Origin of the sequence: Variovorax trehalosi (assembly GCF_051216415.1) — a bacterium.
GTDB lineage: Bacteria > Pseudomonadota > Gammaproteobacteria > Burkholderiales > Burkholderiaceae_C > Variovorax.
Genome location: NZ_JBPJZG010000004.1, coordinates 238,837 through 262,927, shown reverse-complemented (window position 1 = coordinate 262,927; position 24,091 = coordinate 238,837). Strand labels below are relative to the sequence as shown.

Sequence of the window (24,091 nt, the reverse complement as noted above, 5' to 3'; positions counted from 1 at the left end):
ACAAGATGCCCTCCTTCACCCCGCGCCAGTTCGTCCTGCTCGTCCTCCTGACCCTCGCCTGGGGTTTCAACTGGCCGGTGATGAAGCTCGGCGTGGCCGACTATCCGCCGCTCACCTTCCGCGCGATCTCGATCTGGCTGGGCCTGCCGGTGCTGGGCCTTGCGCTGGTGTGGATGAAGGTGCCGTTCCGCGTGCCGCGCAGCGCCTGGCCCGAGCTGGTGTGGCTGGGCGCGACCAACATGTTCGTCTGGCACGCCTGCATCATCCTTGCGGTGAAGGCGCTCTCGGGCGGGCGCGCGGCGATCCTGGGGTACACGATGCCGGTGTTCTCGGCGGTGATCGGCGCGGTGCTGTTCGCCGCGGTGCTCACGCGGCGCGCGTGGCTCGGCGTCGGCGCCTGCGCCATCGGCGTGGGGTTGTTGCTGTGGCACGAACTCACGGACTTCGCGGGGCGGCCCGGCTACGTGGCGCTTGCTCTGGTGGCCGCGGCGACATGGGCGCTGGGCACGCAACTGCTGCGCCACACGCGCATCGGGCTGCCGACGCTCACGCTCTCGTTCTGGATGACGGCGATGACGGCCGTCGTGATGACCGTGCTCTCGCTGCTTTTCGAGCGCGACCAGTGGCGCTGGCCGGGCTCCGTGACCTGGGGGGCAATCCTCTACAACGCAGTGCTGATCTTCGGCTTCGCGCACGCCGCATGGTTCTATCTCGCGCGCGGCCTGCCACCCATCGCCTCGACCCTGAGCGTGATGTTCATCCCCGTGCTCGGCGTGTTCAGCGGCGCGGTGTGGCTCGGCGAGGTCGTGCACTGGCAGGACTGGGTCGCCGTCGCGCTGATGATGGTGGCGATCGCCTCCGTGCTCTGGCCCTCGCGCAGCGCCGTCAAGGCCTGAAGCAGAAAACTCAGGTCGTCGTCTGCACGTGCAGGCGGCTTTCCTTGCAGCGGTGCAGCGCGCGGTAGTGCTCCAGCGGCCGGCCGTTCGCGCCGTAGGCAATCGACTCGATGCGCAGCAGCGGCTCGGGATGCGGCAGGTCGAGCAGTTCACAGGTCGCCGCATCGGGCAGCACCGCGTCGATCCAGCGCTCGGCGCGCACCAGGCGCAGGCCGTATTGGCGGCGCAGCACGTCGTAGAGCGAGCGGTCGTCGAGCCGCGTGCGATGCAGCCCGGGCGCGAGGTCCGCGGGCACCACCGTCTCAACCAGCAGGCGCAACTCGCCGTCGACACTGCGAAGACGCTTGAGCGCAACGACCTGCGCGTCGGGCTCGGTGAGCCCCAGCGACGCCGCCTCTTGCTCGGTGGGCGCGCGCAATTCCTGCGTGAGGATCTGCGTGCGCACCGAGCGGCCCTTGCGCTCCATCTCGTCGGAGAAGCCGAGCACGGTCGAGACGAAATCCTCGTCGCGCTCGCGCGCCGACACGAAGGCGCCACGGCCCTTGATCTTGTAGATGAGGTTGTTGCGCACCAGGTCTGCCAGCGCTTCGCGCACCACGATGCGCGAGATGCCGAACTGATCGCCCAGCTCCGCTTCGGACGGCAGCTTGGCGCCGATGGGCAGCACGCCCTGCAGGATCTGCAGGCGCAGCGCATCGCGGAACTGGGCCCACAGCGGGGACTCGGATTTGCGGTCGAGCACGGTCGAGATGTCGTTGGGACTGTTCACTTTTAGGACTGGCCGAGGGCGGAGCTGGCCATCAATGATGCATCGAAAGAAGGTGCCACGTCGGGCGCCACGGCTTGCAGGCGCACGTTGTGGCGTTCGCGCAGGGCGGTGGCGCAGGCGCTCAGTTCCTTGTGCGCGCGCGCCGCGTCCCAGCCCAGCGCCTCGGCCGCGATGCCCGAGATTTCAGCGAGCGCGGCATCGGTGACGAGGCCGCGAATGGCCAGCAGCGTGCGGCGAATCACGAGGTCATCGAGATGCACCACGCCGGTTTCCAGGCACAGGTATGAGAGCTCGGCGGTCGAGTAATCGGGCGCGTGTTGCAGCGGCACGTCGCCCGAGGCGGCGAGGCGCTGAGCGAGCGGCAGCGCCTTCGAGCCGTAGCGTGCGAGCAGGTTCAGCGCGCGCGTGCGGCCCATGCCCGAGGCCGTCATCTTCTCGATGAAGCGCTCGGTCGCGGCCGCATCGGCCGGCAGGTCCGCGCCGCCGCCGATGGGCAGCAGCTCGGTCGATGCGGTGCGCGAGCGACCCAGCAGTTGCAGCACTTCGGTGGTCGCCTCTTCGGCGAGCGAGCGGAAGGTGGTCCACTTGCCGCCGACGAGGCCGACGATGGGGATGTCGCGCGTCGCGTTCGGCGGATCGATCACCACCGAATGGTCGCGCGAGATCTGGCCCGGCTTGTCGGCATCGGAGCGCGCGAGCGGCCGCACACCGACGTAGGTGTAGACCACGTGGTCGCGGCCGAAGGCCATGTTGGGGAACACCTCGCGCAGCACGTCGATGAGGTAGTCGACCTCGGCGGGCTCGGTGACGATCTGGTCCGGGTCTTCGACCGGGATGTCGGTGGAGCCCACGAGCACGCGGTCGAGGAACGGATAGACGATGCACACGCGCCCGTCGACCGCCTCGAAATACGCCATGCGCCCATCGAGCGCATCGCGCAGCGCGGGATGATCGAGCACGAGGTGCGAGCCCTTGGTGCCCATCACGCGCGGGCCGGCGCCGCCGAGCACGGCCGCGCTGCGGTCGAGCCATGCGCCGGTGGCGTTCACCACGGTGTCGGCCGTCACGCGCACAAGCGCGCCGGTGAGCTCGTCGCGCAACGTGAGGATGTTGCCCGCGCAGCCCATCACGCGGCAGTAGTTCGCGGCGGCCGAGCGCGGCTGGTCGCGGCAGGCATCGCCGATGAGTTCGAGGATGAGCCATTCGGGATGGCTGATCCACGCATCGAAGAAGGTCGCGGTCCAGCGGATCGCCGCGCGGAACAGGCTCCGGTCGTTGGTCGACACGCGGCTGATGCGGTGCCCCGGCATCACGCGCTGGCGGCGGCCGAGGATGTCATAGAGCCGCAGGCCCAGCGCCACCGCTAGCAGGCCGCGCGTGCGCTGCGGCGGCGTGCGGCCGAAGAACTTGAGCGCGCTGCTCATGAGGCCGCCAAAGAAGTTCGCAAGCGGCACCACGGTCTTGAGCGGGCGCACCAGGTGCGGCGCGTTGCGCAGCAGCAGGTTGCGCTCGCGCGTGGCCTCGGCCACCAGCGAGAAGCTGCCGTTCTCCAGGTAGCGCAGGCCGCCGTGGATCATGCGCGAGGGCGCGCTGCTGGCGCCGGCGCCGAAGTCGCCCTTGTCGACGATGAGGCAGTCCACGCGCTGCAACGAGAGATCGCGGAACACGCCGACGCCGTTGATGCCGGCGCCGACGATCACGGTGGAGAAATGGCGGTCAGCCAACGAGGCCGGGCGCACGAAAGGAAGTTGCCATGCGCTCATTGCGCACCGCCCGCGATGTGGGTGAATACAGGTGACATGCTGTCGATCAGTTCGTTGAAATCGGCGTTGAAATCCGCATGGGCGCGTGCGTCCCGTGCATCGGGTTCGATGAGGTCGCACGGCGCGAGCAGGGCGCTGCCCTCGGCCGCGTCGTCCAGGCCCTGCGACATGGCCGCGTAGAGCGCGGCGCCACGCGCGCCGGTCTCGTCGTCGGCGCAGCGCTCGACCGGGCGACCCAGGAACGAGGCGAGCAGGCGCACGAGGCGCGCATCGCTCGCGCCGCCGCCCAGCACGGTCGAGGCGGAAACCGCGAGGCCGCCGGCCGCCAGGCGCGCCGTCTGGCGCACATGCAGCGCCGCCACGGCATCGACCACGGCGCGCGCCATGTCGGCACGGGTGTGGTGGCTCTTCAACCCGACGAAGCCCGCCGTCACGCCACCGCCGCCGTTGATGAAGGGCGCGAAGCGCAGGCCGTTGGCGCCGAGCGGCACGGTCATCGCGAGGTCGACGACTGCGCGCGCATCGGGCAGCGCGAGCACGCCGGCGAGCCACGCGATGTTGGCCATCGAGGACGGGCTGTTCTCCATGTAGAGCCGCTCGTGCGTGCGACCGAAATTCACGACGGACGCGACGGCGGGCTTGGGTTCCATGACCGGGCCGATGACCGCGTTCACGCACCAGGTGCCGAACACCTGCACCGCACGGCCGCGGCCTTCGGCGCAGATGGCGGTCATCGAGGCGAGCAGGTCGATGGCGCCCATCGCGACGGGAATGCCCGCGGGCAGGCCGCACAGCGCCGCCTCGGAAGGGCGCAGCTTGCCGAGCACGGTGCCGCTCGGCAGGATCGGGCCGAAGTTGTGTGCGCCCAGGTCCAGGAGACCCGAGGCATCGAAGGCGATCTGTGACCAGCCGCCGGTGGCGAGCGACACCAGGCCGGCGGTGCTCGCATCGCTCGCGTCGGTGGCGATCTCGCCGGTGAGCAGGAAGCCGAGGTAGTCCTTCGCAAACAGCAGGCGGCGCAGCTCGCCGCGCTGCACGGCATCGGCGCCCAGCAGTTCGGCGGCGATCACCGTCGGCTGGCCGGGCCAGGGACCGCAGCCCACGTCTTCGAAGAGCCGCGCGCCCTGGCTTTTGGCCAGCGTCCGCGCGCGGGCATCGGCGCGCTGGTCGGTGGAGGCGACGGCGCGGCCGCCGACCAATTCGTTGTTTGCATCGAGCGCGTAGAGGCCGGCACCGTGGCCGGTGCAGGCCATGGCGCGGACCTCGGCCGCGCGCGGCCCGAGCTGGTGAGCCACGTCGCGCAGTACGTGGGTGAGCGCGGCGCGGATGGCTGCGGCGCGCACTTCGCAGCCGCCACCGGCGAGCCGGTCGTGCGGCAAAGGCATGCGGGACAGGGCAACGGCGCGGCCGCTTCCAGCTTCGAGGGCGAGCGCCTTCAGGCTGCTCGAGCCCATGTCCACGCCGATCAGTATGTTTGGCATCATGTCATAACAGCTTCGGCGGAAAAAAAGCTCGTCGCCAGTAGCGTTTCCCCTAGTACTCGACCCAATCGGGCCGCGATTACATTCTAGCCTGTCATAACAACTGATGTGACACTGAGGTCCCAAAGACCTGCTCGAAAAGCAGGTCGCAAGCTCTGCCAGTCAACGTGAGGAGACAAAGAATGAGGCGTAATTTCCTGAAGTCCGCAGCCGCTGCCGGTATCGGCCTGGCCGGTGCGAGCGCGTTCGCGCAACAGCAAGCAGCTGCCCCTGCTGCAGGCACGGGCCTGCGCGGCAATGCCAGCGACGTCTACGTGATGAACGTGATGGTCTCCGGCGTGGAGTACTGGTTTCCGGTCTACGAAATGATGAAGCAGCTCGGCCGCACGCTGGGCGTGAAGACGCGCTACACCGGCACGCCCGAGTACGACGTGAACAAGCAGCTCGCGTCGTTCGAGCAGGAGCTGGCGCGCAAGCCCGCGGGCATCCTGCTGCACCCGATGAACCCCGATCCCTTCATCGAGCCGATCAACCGCGCGGCGGCGATGGGGATCCCGGTCGTCACCTTCGCGGCCGATTCGCCGAACTCGAAGCGCACCTCGTTCGTCACCTCCGACAACGACCGCGAAGGCACGCAAGCCGCCGACGCGATTGCCGCGTCGCTGGGCGGCAAGGGCGAATACGCCGTGCTGGAGAACCCGGGCCAGGACAACCACGACCGCCGCATCGCCGCCTTCGTGAACCGCATGAAGACCAAGCACACGGGCATGAAGCTGGTCGGCCGCGCCGCCAGCAACCAGGACCCGAACAAGGCCTACCAGGCGGTGCTGAGCCTGGCGCAAGCCAACCCGAACTTGGGCGCGCTCTTCATGCCCGAGGCCAACTCGGCACTCGGCGCGGCGCAGGCCAAGGTCGAGACCAAGAAGAACATCAAGGTGATGTGCTGCGACGTGAACGCCAAGATCCTGGACATGATCAAGTCCGGCGACGTGTTCGGCGCCATCAACCCGAACCAGGGCATGCAGGGCTACATGGGCATGATGATGTTGTTCCTGGCGAAGAACCCCTCGCTCATCGACCCGATGAACGATGCCAAGCGCAACGGCACGAACCCGATGTCGGTGCCTTTCCTGGACAACGGCTTGGCCGTGGTCAGCAAGGCCAACGCCGACGACTTCTACTGGGACAAGTACCTCGCCCGCCGTGGCACCAAGGGAATCGGCGAGTGAGCGCCTTGCTCGAACTGCGCGGCATCAGCAAGCGCTTCGGCGCTTCGCGCGCGCTCTCGGGCGTGGACTTCTCGCTGCACGCGGGCGAGATCCACGCCCTGTGCGGCGAGAACGGCGCGGGGAAGTCGACGTTGATGAACATCATCGACGGCATCCACCGCCCCGACGAGGGCGAGATCCTGCTGAACGGCCAGAAGGTCGTGATCGACGGACCGGCGCACGCGATGCGCCTGGGCATCGGCCTGGTGCACCAGGAAATCGCGCTGTGCGCCGACGCCACCGTCGCCGAAAACATCTTCATGCCCGAGATCAACGCCGGCAAAGCGGCGTGGATGAACTACGCCAGCTTCAACGAACGCGCGGCCAAGGTGCTGCGCCGGCTGGGGCAGGACATCGACCCCGCCACGCCGGTTGGCGACCTCAGCATCTCCAGCCAGCAGCTGGTGGAAATTGCCAAGGCGCTCACGCTCGACTGCAAGGTGCTGATCCTCGATGAGCCCACGGCCGCGCTGACCGACAACGAGTCGGCGGCGCTGTTCCGCGTGCTGCACGACCTGAAGGCGCAGGGCATCGGCATCATCTACATCAGCCATCGCATGGCAGAGATCTTCACGCACGGTGACCGCGTCACCGTGCTGCGCGATGGGCGCAACGTGCATTGCGGACCGTTGGCGGGGCTCACGCCCGATGAACTGGTGCGCCGCATGGTCGGGCGCGACCTGGGCAACTACTACCCGCCCAAGCAATCCGTTGCCGACTCCTCCGGGCCCGTGCTCGAGGTGAACGACATCGCCGATGGCGAGCGCGTGCACGGCGTCTCCTTCGCGCTCAAGCGCGGCGAGATCCTCGGCATCGCGGGCCTCATGGGTGCCGGCCGCAGCGAACTCGCCGAAACCATCTGCGGCCTGCGCGTTGCCAAGCGCGGCACGGTGCGCCTCGCCGGCAAGGCGCTGACCATCCGCAAGTACAGCGACGCGCTGCGCGAAGGCATCGCTTATCTCAGCGAAGACCGCAAGGCCGCTGGCGTGTTCCTCGACTTGCCGATCGCGCAGAACGTGTCGTCGATGGCGCTCGGCCGCGTGAGCTCGGCCTGGGGCCTCTTACAGCGCTCCGCCGAGCACAAGCTCGCGAAGACGCTCGGCGCCAAGCTGAACCTGAAATCCGACGGCGTCGCCATCGAAGTCTCCAGCCTCTCGGGCGGCAACCAGCAGAAGGTGGCCATCGCCAAGCTGCTGGCCACCAACCCGTCGGTGCTGCTGATGGACGAGCCCACGCGCGGCGTCGACGTGGGCGCGAAATCGGAGATCCACCACATCCTGCGCGAGCTCGCGAACCAGGGCGTGGGCGTGATCGTGATCTCTTCGGAGCTGCCCGAAATCATTGGCCTCTGCGACCGGGCCCTGGTGATCCGCGACGGCCAGGTCGCGGGCGAACTGGAATCGAACGAAATGACGGAAGAGGCGCTGCTCCGGCTGGCTTCCGGACTCTGCGAACAGGAAATAGCATGAACTACCCGGCACAACTCGATGCGGGCCTTCCCCCACGGCAATCTGGACAGTCAGGAGGCGACCCCGTGAAGCCCGCCAACAAATTCACGAGCATGCGCGAAGCAGGGCTGCTGCTGATCATTGCGGTGCTGTGCATCGCGATGAGTTTTGCATCGCCCTACTTCCTCACCTGGGACAACGTGCGCGCGATGCTGTTGTCCTTCTCCATCGAAGGCATCGTGGTGGTGGGCATGACGATCCTTTTGATCGTCGGCGGCATTGACCTCTCGGTGGGCTCGGTGGTGTGCTTTGCGATGGTGGTGACGGGCAAGCTCTTCCTGATGGGCGTGGACCCATGGCTCGCGAGCCTGGTGGCCATCGGCATGTGCGGGCTCATCGGCGCCATGATCGGCGGCTGCGTCACGCGCATCGGCCTGAACCACTTCATCGCCTCGCTGGCCTTCATGGTGATCGTTCGGGGCCTGTGCCTCGCGCTCACGCAGGGCACGCCGCAGTCGCTGTTCTCGCTGCCGGCAGAGTTCAAGTTCATCGGGCAGGGCACGCTCTTCGGTGTGCCGGCGGTCATCCTGATCTTCCTGGCGATCGTGGTGGTGAGCGACTTCGTGCTGCGCCGCTCAACGCTCCTGCGCCGCGTGTTCTACACGGGCAGCAACGAGAAGGCGGCGCTCTATTCGGGCATTCGCGTGGGCCGCGTGAAGTTCTGGGTCACGGTGCTGTGCTCCGCTTCGGCGGGTCTTGCGGGCGTGATCTACACGGCGCGCTTCGGCGCCGCCACGCCGACCTTCGGCATGGGCATGGAACTGAACGTGATCGCTGCCGCGGTGATCGGCGGCGCGAGCCTCAAGGGCGGCTCGGGCACGGTGCTGGGCGCGGTGCTCGGCCTGGCCCTCCTCTCGGTGGTGACCAGCTCGCTGATCCTGCTGGACGTATCGCCCTACTGGCAGGACGTGATCAAGGGCCTGATCCTGCTCGCGGCCGTGACCATCGACCACATCATGAACACGAGAAAGAAGACGAGATGAGCCGCGAAATGAAGAAGACAACGCTGGGCCCCTCGGGCATCGAATGCTCGGCCATCGGCCTGGGCACCTGGGCCATGGGCGGCTGGATGTGGGGCGGGGGCGACAACGCCGCCGCCGTCATCGCCATCCAGGCCTCGCTCGACGCGGGTGTGAACCTGATCGACACCGCCCCGGCCTATGGCCTCGGCCGCTCCGAAAGCATCGTCGGCACCGCGCTCAAGGGGCGCCGGCAAGAAGCGGTGATCGCCACCAAGTGCGGCCTCGTCTGGCACACACAACAGGGTACGCACTTCTTCGAAGAAGACGGCCATCCGGTGTACCGCTTCCTCGGGCGCGAATCGATCTTCCATGAGTGCGAAGAGAGCCTCAAGCGCCTGCAGACCGACTACATCGACCTCTACATCACGCACTGGCAGGACAGCACCACGCCCGTGGCCGAGACCATGGACGCGCTGCTCGACTTGAAGAAGCAGGGAAAGATTCGCGCCATCGGCGTGAGCAACGTGAGCCCCGAGACGCTCGCCGAATACCTGCGCTACGGCCCGGTCGATGCGGCGCAGGAGCGCTACAGCCTGCTCGACCGCGAGATCGAGGCAACGCTCGCCCCCTTGTGCAGCGAGCACAACGTCGCGGTGCTCGGCTACTCGTCGCTGGCGCTCGGCCTGCTCGCCGGCCCCATCGACCCCGAGCGCGAGTTCAAGGGCGACGACCAGCGTGCGAGCAACCCGCGCTTCAGCGCCGCCAATCGCGCGACGCTCAAGGCCTTCTTCGAAGAGCTCGAGCCCATTCGCGCCAAGCTTGGTTGCTCGTTCGGCCAGATGATGATCGCCTGGACCGTCGCGCGCGGCACCGTGGCCGTCGCGCTCTGCGGCGCGCGCGTGCGCCAGCAAGCCATCGAGAACGCCGGTGCCGGTGCGGTGGAGCTGGGCGACGAAGCCCTGCGCCTGATCGACGCCGCGGCGAAGCGCCATCTCTCCGCGCTCGCCTGAGACCCCTCTTCATTTCCGACCCCAACAAGGAGTTCTTTCCCATGTCGAAAGACAAGACAGCACGGCTCAACCGCCTGCTCACCAACGGCCGTTGCCTGGACATCGCCCTCGATCACGGCGTCTGCAACGAGCCCTCGTTCCTCGACGGCCTGGAGGACATGCCCCAGGTCATCGACAAGCTCGTGGCTGCCGCGCCCGATGCGCTGCAACTCAACTACGGCCAGTCCGACCTGCTGCAGGACCGCCCGGGCCGCGACAAGCCCGCGCTGGTCATGCGCATCGACATGGGCAACCCCTACAACGCCACGCTGCACCGCGTGATGTGGGCCCAGCTGCAGAACGAACACGACCCGGTGCTGCCGGCCGTGCAGCGCGACGCGGCCTGCGTCGTCGTGAACCTGTTCATGCTGCCGAACGAGCCCGACCTGTTCCGCCAGTGCGTGCAGAACATCGCACGCGTGCGCGCCGACTGCGACCGCTACGGCATGCCGCTGATGATCGAGCCGCTGGTGATGCAGTCGCCCACGCCCGGCAGCCGCTACATGGTCGACGGCGATGCCGAGAAGATCGTGACGCTGGTGCGCCTCGCGCGCGAGATGGGCGCCGACATCGTCAAGGCCGACCCGACCAGCGACCCCAAGGATTTTCACCGCGTGGTGCAGGCCGCGCGCTGCCCCGTGCTCGTGCGCGGCGGCGGACGCGAAGACCTGCCGCAGGTGTTCGCGCGCTCGCGCACGCTGCTGGACCAGGGCGCGGTCGGCATGGTGTACGGACGCAATGTCTACCAGCACGGCAATCCGTCCGCGGTGGTCAGTGCGCTGATGGCCATGATCCACCGCGGCGCGAGCGCCGAGGCGGCCTTGGACATCTACGAATCGGGCGGCACGAAGCAAGGCAAGTAACGCCGCTGCCAAGGGAGAGGGTTTTTACGGCAGGCGATCACCCGTCGCCTGCCGGGGTGCGTGCTGCGCGCGCACTTTGCAAGTCGAGCCAGAGAAGAAGAAACGAGTCAGTGGGTCCCCCTGCGAACTTCTAACAACTTGGAGGCAACGATGAAGATCCGGTATTACGTGATGGCATTGATGGTGCCGTTCGTCACACTGCTGACGCACGCGGCAATCACCGGGGTCAGTCCGATGACGACCCTCAGCAACATGGCGACGGCGGTCTCCGCAGCCGTCGCCGACCCGCTCCCGCTTCAGGGACCGGGCCTGGGCAACCTCACCTACACCTCGGCCGAACTGTTCAAGCCGGTGTCGATGATCACCAGCCCCAACCACCCGCTCGATCCGGCGCACAGCAGCGCCTACGAGTCGCGCGAGGTGCCCGCCACCTATCCGGGCCGCAAGGACTACGGCATGAATGCCGGCATCATGGTCAACGGCTACTTCCTCACCTCCTTCGCGCCGGACAGCGGCCTCGGCCCGGGCGGCTTTTTGCTGTACGACGTGTCGAACCCGCGCCAGATCCAACTCGTGAAGAAGATCTACGAGCCAGAGGCGCGTACCAAGGAGTTCCGCGAGACGCACTCCTTCGGCACTGCGAAGATCGGCGGCAAGACCTACGTCGTGCTGCCCAGCATCAACGGCGTGGAGTTCTGGGACTTCACCGACGTCAACGACATCAAGCAGGTGAAGAAGCTCGCGCTGCCCGGCGTCAACGCTGGCGACTACGAGAACGTGGCCTGGCAGCTCTGGTGGCAGGCGCCCTACCTTTACGTGGCATCGGCGGGCCGGGGCATGTTCATCGTCGACGCGACGGACCCCGCGAACGCCGTGGTCGCCAACCGCGGCGCCGGCAAGCCCAACCCGGTGCCTACGGGGGAACTCGGCGGCTTTCGCCTCGGCCCGATCTTCACGATGGGCAACCACATGGTGCTGACCGCGATGGAAAGCAACGGCGGCTTCGCGAGCCTGGACATCTCCGATCCGCTCAACCCCAAGGTGCTCGATTCCATCGTGGGCACCACGCCGTTCTATTACGCGACCTGCTTCGACGGCAGGAACCTGCACGTCTCCACGCGCAACAGCGGCGCGAAGATGTACAGCTACGACCTCTCCGACCGCTCGCGCTTCGTGGCCGAGGACAACCGGCTGGTCATCGACGAGCAGCTCTATTGCGCCACGCAGGACAACTACGTCATTCAAGGCGCGCAAACCCGCATCCACAAGGTGGACGTGAGCAATCCGCTGAACCACGTGGAGGTGGGCCGCGGCAGCATCCTGCGCGAAGACGACCCGAACTTCTCGCACTCGGACAACGGCCAGGTCGCGATCTTCGGCAACCTGGTCTTCGTGGGCAACGACCACGGCTCGGGCAGCGGCTTCGTCGTGCATTCGGTCGACCCCGACATCACCAAGCCTGAAGTCAAGCAGGTCTCGCCCGCCAACGGCGCGAAGCAGCAGGCGCTGACCTCGCGCATCGGCCTCGGCATGACGGACAACATCCGGCCCGAGAGCGTGAATTCCAACACCTTCATCGTGCGCCCGGTGGGCGGCAACACGCTGGCGGGCACCTACAGCGTGCAGCTGGGCATCGTCAACTTCCACCCCGAGCAGCCGCTGCAACCGGGCACGAGCTATGAAGTGTTCCTGCCGGCCAACGGCCTGAAGGACTATGCGGGCAACGCCATCGGCGCGGACTACCGCTCTACCTTCAACACCGGCAACGCGACCGACATCAACCTGATGCACTACTGGACGCTGGCGGGCAACCTCTCCGACCAGATCGGCAACAACAACGGCACACCGGTATCGGGCGACGCGTTCGAGAGCATCGGCATGAACTTCGCGAACCGCACCGCCGGTGTGCCGCTGAAGAACGATTCCGTGGCCACCGTGCTCGGCGGCACCGCCTCGCTGAGCTTCTACATGAAGACCACCCAGGCGGGCGGCCCGAATTCGTGGACCGCGCCCGGCATCTTCGGGCGCGACCAGTCGGGCGGCGCGGACGACGTGTTCTGGGGCTGGCTGGACAACAGCGGGCGCATCAAGCTGTCGGTCGGCAATGACGGCGGCACCACCTCCACCGCGGCGGTGAACGACGGCAACTGGCACCACGTGGTGCTGACGCGCGACGCAGCCTCGGGTGCGCAGGCGGTGTACGTCGACGGCGTGAAGACCACCTCCGCAGGCCTCACGGGCACCAAGGGCCTGTCGAACAAGTTCAACGTGCTGGGCCAGATCCAGGGCAACGCTGCGCTCTTCAAGGGCACGCTGGCGGAAGTGCGCGTCTACGGCCGCGTGCTCTCCGACACCGAAGTGAACACGCTGCGCGGGCAGGCCATCATCGGCGACCCCGGCATCGGCGGTGGACCGAAGCTGGTCAACGGCCAGCTGGTGTTCAACCCCGGCACGCTCGGCAGCAGCGGCGCGCAGTTCCGCTGGAACTTCGGCGACGGCACGCAGACCGCCTACTCGAGTCAGCCGAACTACACCTACACCTACACGCGCCCCGGCCATTTCACGGTGACGCTGACGGTGAAAGACGCGAACGGCCGCGAGACCTTCTACACCTACAACCTCACCGTGATCGTCCCGACCACGGCGCGGCCGCCCACGCACACCACCAACATCGCGGGCGATGCGAACTCGGTGTACTCGGTCAACCCCGACAGCGGCACCGTCGCCGCCATCAACGCCGAGACGCTGGCCAAGCGCTGGGAAGTGCGCGTGGGTGAAGAACCGAAGACGCTGGCAGTCGGTCCCGACGGCCGCATCTGGGTCACGGTGCAGGGCGAGGACAAGCTGGTGGCGCTCAATGCGGCCGACGGCAGCGTCTCGGCCACCGTGCCGCTCGCCTATGGCAGCGGCCCCTACGGCGTGGCCTTCACGCCCGATGGCGCCAAGGGCCTGCTGACGCTGGAGAGCAAGTCGGTGCTGATGAGCTTCGACCCGAGCAACGGCGCCACCACCGGTGCGGTCGCGCTCGAAGGCAACCTGCGCGGCATTGCCGTCAACTCCGACGCACAGGTGGCCTACGTCACGCGCTTCAAGTCGAAGATGACCGGCGGCCAGCTGCACAAGGTGAACCTGCAGAGCATGAGCGCGATGACCACCATCGCCTTGCCGGTGGACACCACCACGGTGGACACCGAAAGCCGTGCGCGCGGCGTGGCCAACTACCTGAGCCAGGTGATCATCTCGCCGGACGGCACGCGGGCGGTGCTGCCTTCGAAGAAGGACAACATCGTGCGCGGCAAGTTCAGGGACGGCAACAACCTGGTGCACGACCAGACGGTGCGTTCCATCCTCTCGCAGGTCAACCTGCAGACGGCCGCGGAAGTGTTCGCCGAGCAGATCGACTTCGACGACCGGGCACCGGCACGCGCCGCGCTGTTCTCGCCGTCGGGCGACTACCTGTTCGTCGCGCAGATGGAAGGCAACCGCGTGGCCATCGTCGATCCGTACAGCCGCTCGGTGCGCGGCGAGATCAACGCCAGCAGCGCGCCGCATGGCCTGTACCTGGACGCGACGAGGAAACGGTTGTTCGTCAACAACTTCCTCGCGCGCTCGGTGTCGGTGCACGACGTGGCCTCGGTGCTGGCCTCGGAAACGGCGGCGCCGGTCTTCCTGCAGAACGTCTCGACGGTCGCGCAGGAACCGATGTCGCCCGCGGCGCTGCGCGGCAAGCAGGTGTTCTACAACGCGTCGGACCGGCGCATGAGCAAGGACAACTACATCTCCTGCGCGAGCTGCCATGCGGATGCCGGCGACGACGGCATGGTGTGGGACTTCACCCAGCGCGGCGAGGGCCTGCGCCGCACCATCAGCCTCATGGGTAAGCGGGGCCTCGGCCACGGCAAGCTGCACTGGACGGCCAACTTCGACGAGGTGCAGGACTTCGAGAACGACATCCGCAACGAGTTCGGCGGCACCGGCTTCCTGAGCAATGCGGACTTCACGGCTACGCAGGACCCGCTGGGCGCACCCAAGGCCGGCAAGAACGCGCAGCTGGACGATCTCGCGGCCTACCTGACCTCGCTGAACAAGTACATGCGCAGCCCGGCGCGCAACGCCGACGGCAGCCTCAGCGTCGACGCGGCGCGGGGCCAGGCGCTGTTCGCCTCAGCGCAGTGCGTGACCTGCCACACCGGCGCGACCTTCCGCGACGGACAGCGGCACGACGTGGGCACCATCCAGCTCTCGTCGGGCAAGGGCATGAACCAGCCGCTGGCGGGCGTGGGCTTCGACACGCCGACGCTGCTGGGCACCTGGAACACCACGGCCTTCTTCCACAACGGACAGGCCGCGACGTTGCAGGACGTGCTTGCCGGCGGTCACGGCAACGCCAGCAGCCTACCGGCGGCCGACGTGGTGGCGATTCGCGAGTACGTGCGCTCGCAGGACAGCGACCCGACGCCGACGATCACGCGCATCCGTTCGAACCTCAGCAACCTGTGCGTGAACATCAAGGGCGTGTCGACCGCCAGCGGCGCGACGGCGGTGCAGTGGCCGTGTGGCAATGCGAACAACGAGAGGTTCAGTGTGACGAGCCTCACGGGCGGCTACCTGCAGTTCAAGGCCGAGCACAGCGGCCTTTGCCTGGCGCAGAGCGGCACCGCGACGACGAACGCGGCGGTGGTGCAACTGGCCTGCTCCGCCGGCGACACGACGCAGTGGAGCCTCGTGGGCGGCGCGATCAAGAACCGCGCCTCGGGTTCCTGCCTCGACGTGCCGAACAGCTCGACGACGCAGGACACGGCGCTGATCACCTGGACCTGCAACGGCGGCACCAACCAGAGCTGGACCCAGCTCCCCTGACGCGCTGACGCTTCCCCTCGAAAGCCGGCCGCCTTCCGCGACCGGCTTTTTTTCGTCCTGCCCATGACCTCCCACGTCATGGACCGTGCGCACCCGTTGCGAGAAAGTACGTCCATCGATCAACCAACCACCAGGAGAAAACACCATGACCGGCTTCAACATCCTTCCCCTCGCAGTCGCCCTGCTGATCGGCATTGCAGCGCTCGGCTCTTGCCTGGGCATCGGACTGGTCGGCCAGAAGTTCCTCGAGAGCACCGCACGCCAGCCCGAGATGGTCGACGTGCTGCAGACCAAGTTCTTCCTGATCGCGGGCGTGACAGACGGCGCCTTCATCATCGCCACCGGCATCGGCCTCTGGTTTGCGACCGCCAATCCCTTCGGCTGAACGGGCGCCGCAGCCCCTGAAAAACGGGGCCTGCGCACCAGGAAGTGACACGATCCACTGGCACCATTCGTGCTAGCACCGTTGACACTGAATCGTTTATGGTTAAAGTATTTAGCTATCAACGGTTCGATGTCGTCGGTGCTGCATGGCGCGGTGCCGGTGCCTCGTTTCATCCTTCCTCCCTCGGAGAACCCATGAGCCATCTGTCCCCGAAGTCGCCCGCGCTGCCGCGCACCCTGCTCTCGCTGCTGCTGTGCGGCGCAGCCCTTGGTACCGCGGCGTCGGCCATGGCCGCCCCTGTGAAGGTGGGCTTGGCCCTTGATATCTCGGGGCCTTTCGCGGCATTGGGCGCCGAGGCGCGCGACGGTTTCGCGCTCGGCATCAAGCAGTTGAACGGCAAGCTCGGCGGGCAAGACGTCGAATTCGTGCAGGCCGACATGGCCGGCAGCCCCGACCAGGCCAAGCAGCTGGTCGACCGCATGATCCAGCGCGACAAGATCGACATCTTCAGCGGCCCCATCGGCTCCAACGTGGCGCTGGCCGTGGGCCCCACGCTCTTCAACGCCAAGGTGCCGTACCTCTCGGCCAATGCCGGCCCGAGCCAGTTCGCCGGCGCACAGTGCAATGCGTACTTCTTCGGCACGGCCTACCAGAACGACCAGTTCCACGAGGCTGCCGGCAAGTTCGCGCAGGACCGCGGCTTCAAGAAGACCGTGCTCATCGCCCCCAACTACCCGGCCGGCAAGGATGCGCTGGGCGGCTTCAAGCGCCAGTTCAAGGGCCAGGTGGCCGACGAGCTCTACACCAAGCTCGGCCAGATCGACTACGCCGCCGAACTCGCGCAACTGCGCGCGGCCAAGCCCGACTCGATCTACTTCTTCCTGCCCGGCGCGATGGGCATCAACTTCATCAAGCAGTTCGTGGGCGCGGGCCTGTCGAAGGACATCACGCTCGTGACCAGCGGCTTCTCGGCCGATGAAGACGTGATCGGTGCCGTGGGCGAGCCAATGCTCGGTTTGTTCAACACCTCGCACTGGGCGCACGACCTGGACAACCCCGCCAACAAGGCGTTCGTGGCCGCGTTCCGCAAGGAATACAACGGGCGCTACCCGTCGGTGTACGCGGCGCAGGCGTATGACGCGATCCTCGCGATGGACGCGGCCGTGAAGCAGTCGGGCGGCAACGCGCAGAACCGCGAAGCCGTGGTCGCCGCGCTGAAAAAGGCCAACTACGCCTCCACGCGCGGCGCCTTCAAGTACGCGAACAACCACTACCCCATCGAGAACTTCTACCTGCGCGTGATCGGCAAGGATGCACAGGGCAAGGTCACGAACAAGCTGATCAACACCGTACTGACGAACTACGGCGACAGCTACGCCGACAAGTGCCCGCTGAAATAAGGCTCGCCCCCAGGCTGCGCGCACTTCGTGTCGCTTCTCCTTCCCCTACCGGGGGCAACACCTGAGGCCCGGCAAAGCCGGTTCCTCGGTGTTTCTTGAATGAAACCACGGGCAACGCTCTTCATCCTATGAGTGGAATTCTTGTTCTCGAGCAGTTGCTCAACGGCCTCGGCTACGGCCTGATGCTGTTCCTGCTGGCGGCGGGCCTCACGCTGGTGTTCGGCATCATGGACGTGCTGAACCTCGCGCACGGTTCGCTGTTCATGTCGGGCGCGTATGTGGCAGCCGAGGCGCACACGCGCACCGGCTCGTTCACCGCCGCCATCGTGATCGCGGTGGCGGTCACCGTGGTGGTGGCGCTGCTGCTCGAAGTGCTGCTGATGCGCCGCCTCTACACACGCGACCATCTCGCGCAGGTGCTCGCCACCTTCGGCGTGATCCTGGTGGCCGACGACATCGTGACGATGGCCTGGGGCCCCTCGCCCGTGATGGCGCCGACACCCGCCGCGCTCTCGGGTCCGGTCAACCTGATGGACGGCCTGCCCTACCCGGCCTATCGCCTCGTGATCCTCATCGGCGGTCTGCTGGTGGCCCTCGCGCTCTACCTCCTGGTGAACCACACGCGCATCGGCATGCGGGTGCGCGCGGGCGCGTCCGACCGGCCGATGGCCGAACTGATGGGCGTGCGCGTGGGCCGCATCTTCAACGGCGTGTTCCTGCTCGGCGCGGCGCTCGCAGCACTGGCCGGCGCGCTGATGGGGCCGATCGTCGCGGTGCAGGTGGGCATGGGCGAAGCCATCCTGATTCCGGCGCTCGTGGTGCTGGTGATCGGCGGCATCGGTTCGGTGCGCGGCGCTTTCGTGGCAGCCCTCCTCGTGGGCGTGGTCGACACCATCGGCCGCGCATTCGTGCCGATGCTGCTGCGCGCCACGCTGCCGCCCGCCACGGCTGCGGACCTCGGCCCGCTCTTCGCCGAAGTCGCGATGTACGCGCTGATGGTGATTGTTCTGATCTTCCGCCCCTCGGGCCTCTTCTCGGCGCGCGCATGAAGCTCTCCTCACGCTCCATCGGCCTCGGGCTGGTCTTCGTGCTGCTCGCGGCGTTTCCGCTGGTCGCACCGCTGTTCGGGCTCGAGTTCTACATCGGCTTCGTGCGCCGCGTGCTCATCGTGGCGCTGGCCGCGGCGAGCCTCAATTTCATCCTCGGTTTCGGCGGCATGGTCGCGCTCGGGCACGCGGGCTTCATCGGCATGGGCGCGTACACGGTGGTGGCGCTCAGCGATGCGGGCGTGATGTCGGCGTGGGTGATGTGGCCGCTGGCCGCGCTCGTGGCCGGCCTTGTCGCCGCGCTGATCGGCACGGTGGCGCTGCGCACGCGCGGCGTGTACTTCATCATGACCACGCTGGCCTTCGCGCAGATGCTGTACTTCGTGGTGGTGTCGCTGCGCCGCTATGGCGGCGACGATGGCTACACGCTCATGAGCCGGCCCACGCTGCTGCCCGGGCTCGACCTCGGCAACGAATCGAACTTCTACTGGGTCGTGCTGGTCATCGTGGCGCTCGCGCTCTGGTGGCTCCACCGCGCGACGCAATCGCGCTTCGGCCATGCGCTCATGGGCATCCGCGACAACGAGACACGCATGCGGGCGCTGGGCTACCCGGTGTTCCGGCTGCAACTGGTGGCGTTCGCGATCGCCGGCGCCATCGCCGGGCTCGCGGGTGCGCTTCTTGCAGGCGGCAACGGTTTCGTCAGCCCCGCGACGATGCACTGGACGCAGTCGGCCACGCTGCTCGTGATGGTGGTGATCGGCGGTCTCGGCCGCAGCTGGGGCGGGCCCGTGGGCGCCATCGTGTGGCTGCTGCTCGAAGAGTTCTTGAAGCAGCACACCGAGCACTGGCACATGCCCCTGGGCCTGCTCCTGATCGCCGTCGCATTGTGGGCGCCCAAGGGACTGGCAGCACTCGCGCGCCGCCGTCGTGCGACGCCACTCACCAAGGCAACACCATGAGCCTTTTCAGAATCGAAGGATTGGTCAAGCGCTTCGGCGGCCTGCTGGCGACCGACCATGTGAGCCTCACCGTCGAACGCGGCGAGGTGCATGCGCTGATCGGCCCCAACGGCGCGGGCAAGACCACGCTGGTGAACCTGATCACGGGCCTCCTGAAGGCCGACGCGGGCCGCATCCTGCTCGACGAGATCGACATCACCAAGCTGCGCGACCACCAGCGCGTGGCGGCCGGCATGTCGCGCTGCTTCCAGGTGACGCGCGTGTTCGCCAAGGAAACCGTGCACGACAACCTGATGCTCGCGGCGCAGGCCCATGCGGGCAGCAGCCTGCGCTTCATGGCGCCGCGCGCAACCGAGCGCGACCTGGTGCAGCGCGCCATCGCGCTGGCCGATCGCGTGGGCCTGGGCAGCGAGCGAGACCGCATCGCGGGCACGCTACCGCACGGTGCGCAGCGCGCGCTCGACGTGGCGCTCGCGCTCGCGGCCGAACCCAAGCTGCTGCTGCTCGACGAACCGATGGCCGGCATGGGCCCGGACGAATCGGCGCGCATGGTGGACCTGATCGAATCGCTGCGCGAATCGATGGCCATCCTCTTGATCGAGCACGACATGGACGCGGTGTTTCGCCTCGCCAACCGGCTCACGGTGCTGGTACAGGGCCGCGTGCTGATGAGCGGCACGGCCGACGAAGTGCGCGGACATCCCGACGTGCAGGCGGTGTACCTGGGTACGGAAGCAGAAGGACACGCATGAGCACGGCCACGACCACACAGACCTTGCTAGAGGCAAAGTCCATCGAGGCCGGCTACGGCGCGAGCCAGGTGCTCTTCGGCATCGACCTGAAGATCGGCGCGGGCGAAGTGCTCGCGCTGCTGGGCCGCAACGGCATGGGCAAGAGCACGCTGCTGAAGGTGCTGACCGGCACGCTCTCGCCGATGCGCGGCGACGTGCAGTTCGGCGGCGCGGCCATCGGCGGGCACAAGCCCGATGCGATCGCACGGCGCGGCGTGGCCATCGTGCCCGAGGGGCGCCATGTGTTCCCGAACCTCAGCGTGGATGAACATTTGCGCGCCTTTGCGCGGCCGCGCCCCGGCAGCGCGCCACGCTGGACGGTCGAGGCGCTCTACGGCCTGTTCCCGCGCCTGGCGGAACGCAAGGCCAACGCGGGCAACCAGCTCTCGGGCGGCGAGCAGCAGATGCTCGCGATCGCGCGTGCGCTGTCCACGCACCCGCGCCTCCTGATCCTTGATGAAGCCACCGAAGGCCTGGCTCCGGTGATCCGCGAGGAGATCTGGCACTGCATCGCCACGCTCAAGTCCGAAGGCGAAGCGATCCTGGTGGTCGACAAGTACGTGCAGCGCCTGCTGCCACTGGCCGACCGGCATGTGATCCTCGAACGCGGTCGCGTGGTGTGGCAGGGCGATTCGGCAGCGCTCGACGCCGACCGCTCGCTCTGGACGCGCTACCTGGGCGTGTAGGCCGCGTTCACTCCCGCGGACGGCACGCGAGGAAGCCGGCCCACCTCACGTCCTTGCGGCCGATCCATTGCGTGTCCCATTGCACTCGCAGGCCGGCCGCTGCAAGCGCTTCGGCGAACCGGTCTTTCTCCCAGTACACGGTCTGGTAGTTGCCGTTCGTCTCGCCTTCGCCGATGCGCATGCCCGCGAGGAAAACCCCGCCGGGCTCGAGCGCGTCGAACACCTTGCGCAGGACCGGTGGGACCTGCTCGCGATCGACATGGATCAGCACGGCCATTGCAAGGACAGCGCTGTAGGGTCCGCCCAACGCGTCCGTCACGACGTTGAGCAGCTCGCCCTTCTTGCCGCGCTCGGCCTGCAGGTCGAGAAAGGCCTGCGCCGCGTCGGTGCGCCTGACGACGCCACCCAGGGACTCGATGAAGTCGGCGTCCTGCCCCGATCCGGAACCGATCTCCAGCACGGTGCCGCCGGCGGGCACGAACTGCATCATCCGACGCAGTGCGTCCACGATCTCGGGCGGCCGGTGGCCCGCCACGATCGCGTTGTATTCGCGGGCGGAGTCTTCGTAGGACTGGATGGTGCGATCCATGTTCTTCAACACCGAGGCGGGAATTTCCATGGGAGCCTTTCCGCTCCATCGGACATCCGACGGGAACCGCCAAGGCTAGGTCCGGGGCACCGCCTGCTCACGGGGAAAACTACCTAGGCCCCAAGCATTACTCGGGCGTGACGTCGAGCTGCTGGATCAGGTCGCGGCTGGCCTGGTTGAGCCCTGTCACTTCCACCGCGCTGCCGTGCTTTCGCAGCCGCTCGACCACCTTGGTCAACGCCACGACCGCAGTGACGTCCCAGAAATGCGCCTGTGACACATCGATGCGCACCGACGCGCCGTCGATCTCGCGCACGTCGAAGGCATCCACCAGCATGTCGGCCGAGGCGAAGAACACCTGGCCCATGATGCGGTAGGTGCGCAGGCCGCCTTCGTCCACCTCGGCATGTACATGCAGCAGCCGCGCCACCTTGAAGGTGAAGAACACGCCGCTGAGCAGCACGCCGACGGCCACGCCCGCGGCCAGATTGTCGGTAGCGACGGTGACCGCCACCGTCGCGAGCATCACCGCGCTCGACATGCGCGGGTGGCGCACCAGCGTGCGCAGCGATCCCCAGTCGAAGGTCGATGCCGACACCATCACCATGATCGCGACCAGCGCAGCCACCGGCACCTGCGACACCCAGGGCTTGAGCAGCACCATGAGGATCAGCAGGAAGGCGCCCGCGAACAGCGTCGACAGCCGCCCGCGCCCGCCGTAGCGCACGTTGCTCACCGTCTGGCCGATCATTCCGCAGCCCGCGATGCCGCCGAAGAAGCTGGCCGCCACGTTCGCCACGCCCAGGCCGCTGCACTCGCGGTTCTTGGAACTCGGCGTGTCGGTGAGCTCGTCCACCACGCTCGCGGTCATCATCGATTCGAGCAGCCCGACCATCGCGATCGCGAACGCGGGCAACGCGATGATGCGCAGCGTGTCGAGCGTGAACGGCACCGAGGGGAAGGCGAATGCGGGCAGCGCATCGGGCAGGTGCCCGAGGTCGGCCACGGTCTTGAGCGGCAGGTCGAGCCAATGGCCAACCAGCGTCACCACCACGATGCACACCAGCGGCGAAGGCACCGCGCGCGTGATGCGCGGCAGCAGGTAGATGACGGCGAGGCCGAGCCCCACCATCGCCCAGGTGGCCGTGTTGGCGCCGATGAAGTGCGGCATCTGCGCCGCGAAGATCAGGATGGCGAGCGCGTTGACGAAACCCGTGCGCACCGAGGTCGAGACGAAGCGCATCAGCACGCCCAGGCGCAGCAGGCCGAACACGATCTGCATCGCGCCGGCCAGCACGCCCGCCGCCAGCAGGTACTGCAGCCCGTGCGCATGCACCAGCGGCGCGGCCACGAGCGCGACCGAGCCCGCGGCGGCCGACACCATGGCCGGGCGCCCGCCGGTGAAGGCGATGACAAGGCTGATCACGAACGATGCGAACAGCCCGACGGCCGGATCGACGCCCGCGACGAAAGAGAAGGCGATGACTTCGGGAATGAGCGCGAAGGTGGCGACGGCGCCGGCCATCAGTTCGCGCGGAATGCTCGGGCACCACTCGGTGCGCAGGCGGCTGTGGGAGGAGGACATGGAAAAGGAAAAACAGCCCGCATGCACCGGCAAGGCGATGCGGGACAGGGGCAGAAGGAAGAGAGGCCGGCGCTGCGGCCCCGGGTGTCGCCGTGGCCGGAGCCACGGCGCGTCACTGCGCCTTCGTCAGGGAGGCGTAGGCCGCGAGCAGCCGGACTGCCGGCGGCGGATGGGAAAGCGGGGCATCCTCGGACACATGGGGCGCGATTGTAGAGAGCGGCCCGCCCTATGCCTTCACACCGAGCGCGTGATGCCGCCGTCCACGCGCAGGTTCTGCCCGGTGATGTAGCCCGCGCCTTCGGACGCGAGGAAGCCGATGGTGGCGGCGATCTCGCTGCTCTTGCCGTAGCGGCCCATCGGGATGCGCTCGCGGAACACGTCCTTCTCGGGCAGGCTGTCGATGAAGCCGGGCAGCACGTTGTTCATGCGCACGTTGTCGGCGGCGTACTTGTCGGCGAAGAGCTTGGTGAAGGCCGCGAGGCCGGCGCGGAACACGCCAGAGGTCGGGAACACGGGATCGGGCTCGAAGGCGGCGAAGGTGGAGATGTTGATGATCGTGCCGCCGCCTTGCTTCACCATCAGCGGCGCCACGAGGCGGCTGGGGCGCACGGCGCTCAGCAGGTAGACGTCCATGCCGCGGTGCCAGTCTTCGTCGGTGATCTCCAGGATCGGCGCGCGGGGGCCGTGGCCCGCGCTGTTCACCAGCACGTCGACGCGACCCCATGTGTCCGTCACCTTGTCGACCAAGCGCTTGATGTCGTCGTTCGACTGGTTCGAGCCGGTCACGCCGATGCCGCCGAGCTCCTGGGCCAACGCCTCGCCCTTGCCCGATGACGAGAGGATCGCGACGCGGAAGCCGTCGTCCGCGAGCTTGCGCGCCGCCGCGGCGCCCATGCCGCTGCCACCGGCGGTGACGATGGCTACTTTCTTTTGTGCTTCAGAAGACATGCATTGGTCCTTGGTTTGAATTCATGCGAGGGGTGCATTTAGCCAAGATTTCGGGGCGGGTGCACAGGCCACCGGGTACTCCCCTCCGCGAATGTCCTCCGGGCTTCGCCCTCCCCCTTGATTTCGCTGCGGGGAGCACCCGATGCCCTGCGCACTTGGACACGCTGCCGGTGATCGGCAATCAACCACCGCTCGGAAAGCGCTCGCGCTGATGGTGGGCTCTGTTTCGCGAAATCAAGGAGGAGGCGAAGCCGGGGGACATTCGCGAAACAGAGCCCAC

Annotated in this window: 19 protein-coding genes; 13 read left to right on the top strand and 6 right to left on the bottom strand. The window is 67.4% G+C overall.

All coding sequences use genetic code 11. From position 1 onward, the window contains the following. The first annotated feature begins 5 nt into the window (after nucleotides 1–5). The gene (locus ACSFA7_RS16880; protein WP_435500445.1) at nucleotides 6–896 is read left to right on the top strand and encodes a DMT family transporter; all 891 of its coding nucleotides are present in this window, start codon (nucleotides 6–8) and stop codon (nucleotides 894–896) included. A gap of 10 nt (nucleotides 897–906) precedes the next feature. On the opposite strand, the gene ACSFA7_RS16875 is transcribed toward ACSFA7_RS16880, so the two are convergent. From ACSFA7_RS16875 to ACSFA7_RS16865, 3 genes are read right to left on the bottom strand one after another with little or no spacing between them, the layout of a single operon-like run. Next, complete coding sequence (locus ACSFA7_RS16875; RefSeq protein ID WP_435500444.1) at nucleotides 907–1,665, bottom strand: GntR family transcriptional regulator; 759 nt, start codon at nucleotides 1,663–1,665, stop codon at nucleotides 907–909. A 2-nt stretch (nucleotides 1,666–1,667) separates the two neighbouring features. Further along, nucleotides 1,668–3,428: a glycerol-3-phosphate dehydrogenase/oxidase gene (locus tag ACSFA7_RS16870; protein WP_435500443.1), complete on the bottom strand. Its 1,761-nt coding sequence runs from the start codon at nucleotides 3,426–3,428 to the stop codon at nucleotides 1,668–1,670. Beyond that, nucleotides 3,425–4,912, bottom strand: a complete 1,488-nt coding sequence (locus ACSFA7_RS16865; RefSeq protein WP_435500442.1) for an FGGY family carbohydrate kinase — start codon at nucleotides 4,910–4,912, stop codon at nucleotides 3,425–3,427. The genes ACSFA7_RS16870 and ACSFA7_RS16865 overlap by 4 nt, the downstream gene beginning before the upstream one ends. Nucleotides 4,913–5,091: 179 nt before the next feature. Between ACSFA7_RS16865 and ACSFA7_RS16860 the strand changes: the two genes are divergently transcribed. The 12 genes from ACSFA7_RS16860 to ACSFA7_RS16805 all read left to right on the top strand — a co-directional run bounded on the left by ACSFA7_RS16860 (nucleotide 5,092) and on the right by ACSFA7_RS16805 (nucleotide 20,689). Beyond that, on the top strand, nucleotides 5,092–6,138 hold the full coding sequence (locus tag ACSFA7_RS16860) for a substrate-binding domain-containing protein (RefSeq protein ID WP_435500441.1): 1,047 nt from the start codon (nucleotides 5,092–5,094) through the stop codon (nucleotides 6,136–6,138). Continuing rightward, nucleotides 6,135–7,646 carry a sugar ABC transporter ATP-binding protein gene (locus ACSFA7_RS16855; RefSeq protein ID WP_435500440.1) on the top strand — a complete coding sequence of 504 codons (1,512 nt, stop codon included), beginning with the start codon at nucleotides 6,135–6,137 and terminating at the stop codon, nucleotides 7,644–7,646. Before ACSFA7_RS16860 ends, ACSFA7_RS16855 begins: the two co-directional genes overlap by 4 nt. Continuing rightward, nucleotides 7,643–8,668 (top strand): ABC transporter permease, encoded by a 1,026-nt coding sequence (locus ACSFA7_RS16850; RefSeq protein WP_435500439.1) that lies wholly within the window; start codon nucleotides 7,643–7,645, stop codon nucleotides 8,666–8,668. The genes ACSFA7_RS16855 and ACSFA7_RS16850 overlap by 4 nt, the downstream gene beginning before the upstream one ends. An 8-nt stretch (nucleotides 8,669–8,676) precedes the next feature. Beyond that, on the top strand, nucleotides 8,677–9,657 hold the full coding sequence (locus ACSFA7_RS16845; RefSeq protein ID WP_435500438.1) for an aldo/keto reductase: 981 nt from the start codon (nucleotides 8,677–8,679) through the stop codon (nucleotides 9,655–9,657). A 41-nt stretch (nucleotides 9,658–9,698) separates the two neighbouring features. Further along, on the top strand, nucleotides 9,699–10,559 hold the full coding sequence (locus ACSFA7_RS16840; protein ID WP_435500437.1) for a class I fructose-bisphosphate aldolase: 861 nt from the start codon (nucleotides 9,699–9,701) through the stop codon (nucleotides 10,557–10,559). A gap of 150 nt (nucleotides 10,560–10,709) precedes the next feature. Continuing rightward, nucleotides 10,710–15,419 carry an RICIN domain-containing protein gene (locus ACSFA7_RS16835; RefSeq protein ID WP_435500436.1) on the top strand — a complete coding sequence of 1,570 codons (4,710 nt, stop codon included), beginning with the start codon at nucleotides 10,710–10,712 and terminating at the stop codon, nucleotides 15,417–15,419. 145 nt (nucleotides 15,420–15,564) lie between these two features. Further along, a complete protein-coding gene (gene atpE, locus ACSFA7_RS16830) occupies nucleotides 15,565–15,804 on the top strand; it encodes a F0F1 ATP synthase subunit C (RefSeq protein ID WP_013538854.1) in 240 nt (79 codons plus the stop codon). Nucleotides 15,805–15,998: 194 nt separating this feature from the next. Then, on the top strand, nucleotides 15,999–17,204 hold the full coding sequence (locus ACSFA7_RS16825; protein WP_257864290.1) for an ABC transporter substrate-binding protein: 1,206 nt from the start codon (nucleotides 15,999–16,001) through the stop codon (nucleotides 17,202–17,204). Between the two features lie 128 nt (nucleotides 17,205–17,332). Then, nucleotides 17,333–18,253, top strand: coding sequence for a branched-chain amino acid ABC transporter permease (locus ACSFA7_RS16820; RefSeq protein WP_307607075.1), 921 nt, complete (start codon nucleotides 17,333–17,335; stop codon nucleotides 18,251–18,253). Continuing rightward, entirely contained in the window at nucleotides 18,250–19,212 is a 963-nt protein-coding gene (locus tag ACSFA7_RS16815) for a branched-chain amino acid ABC transporter permease (RefSeq protein WP_435500435.1), read from the top strand. Before ACSFA7_RS16820 ends, ACSFA7_RS16815 begins: the two co-directional genes overlap by 4 nt. Continuing rightward, complete coding sequence (locus tag ACSFA7_RS16810; protein ID WP_206176804.1) at nucleotides 19,209–19,964, top strand: ABC transporter ATP-binding protein; 756 nt, start codon at nucleotides 19,209–19,211, stop codon at nucleotides 19,962–19,964. Before ACSFA7_RS16815 ends, ACSFA7_RS16810 begins: the two co-directional genes overlap by 4 nt. Further along, a complete protein-coding gene (locus ACSFA7_RS16805) occupies nucleotides 19,961–20,689 on the top strand; it encodes an ABC transporter ATP-binding protein (RefSeq protein ID WP_435500434.1) in 729 nt (242 codons plus the stop codon). The genes ACSFA7_RS16810 and ACSFA7_RS16805 overlap by 4 nt, the downstream gene beginning before the upstream one ends. 7 nt (nucleotides 20,690–20,696) lie before the next feature. On the opposite strand, the gene ACSFA7_RS16800 is transcribed toward ACSFA7_RS16805, so the two are convergent. From ACSFA7_RS16800 to ACSFA7_RS16790, 3 genes are all read right to left on the bottom strand, one after another. Then, nucleotides 20,697–21,308, bottom strand: coding sequence for a class I SAM-dependent methyltransferase (locus ACSFA7_RS16800; RefSeq protein WP_435500433.1), 612 nt, complete (start codon nucleotides 21,306–21,308; stop codon nucleotides 20,697–20,699). A 97-nt stretch (nucleotides 21,309–21,405) separates the two neighbouring features. Beyond that, nucleotides 21,406–22,863 (bottom strand): SulP family inorganic anion transporter, encoded by a 1,458-nt coding sequence (locus ACSFA7_RS16795; protein ID WP_435500432.1) that lies wholly within the window; start codon nucleotides 22,861–22,863, stop codon nucleotides 21,406–21,408. 234 nt (nucleotides 22,864–23,097) lie between these two features. After that, nucleotides 23,098–23,811, bottom strand: coding sequence for an SDR family oxidoreductase (locus ACSFA7_RS16790; protein ID WP_435500431.1), 714 nt, complete (start codon nucleotides 23,809–23,811; stop codon nucleotides 23,098–23,100). Between the last annotated feature and the right edge of the window lie 280 nt (nucleotides 23,812–24,091).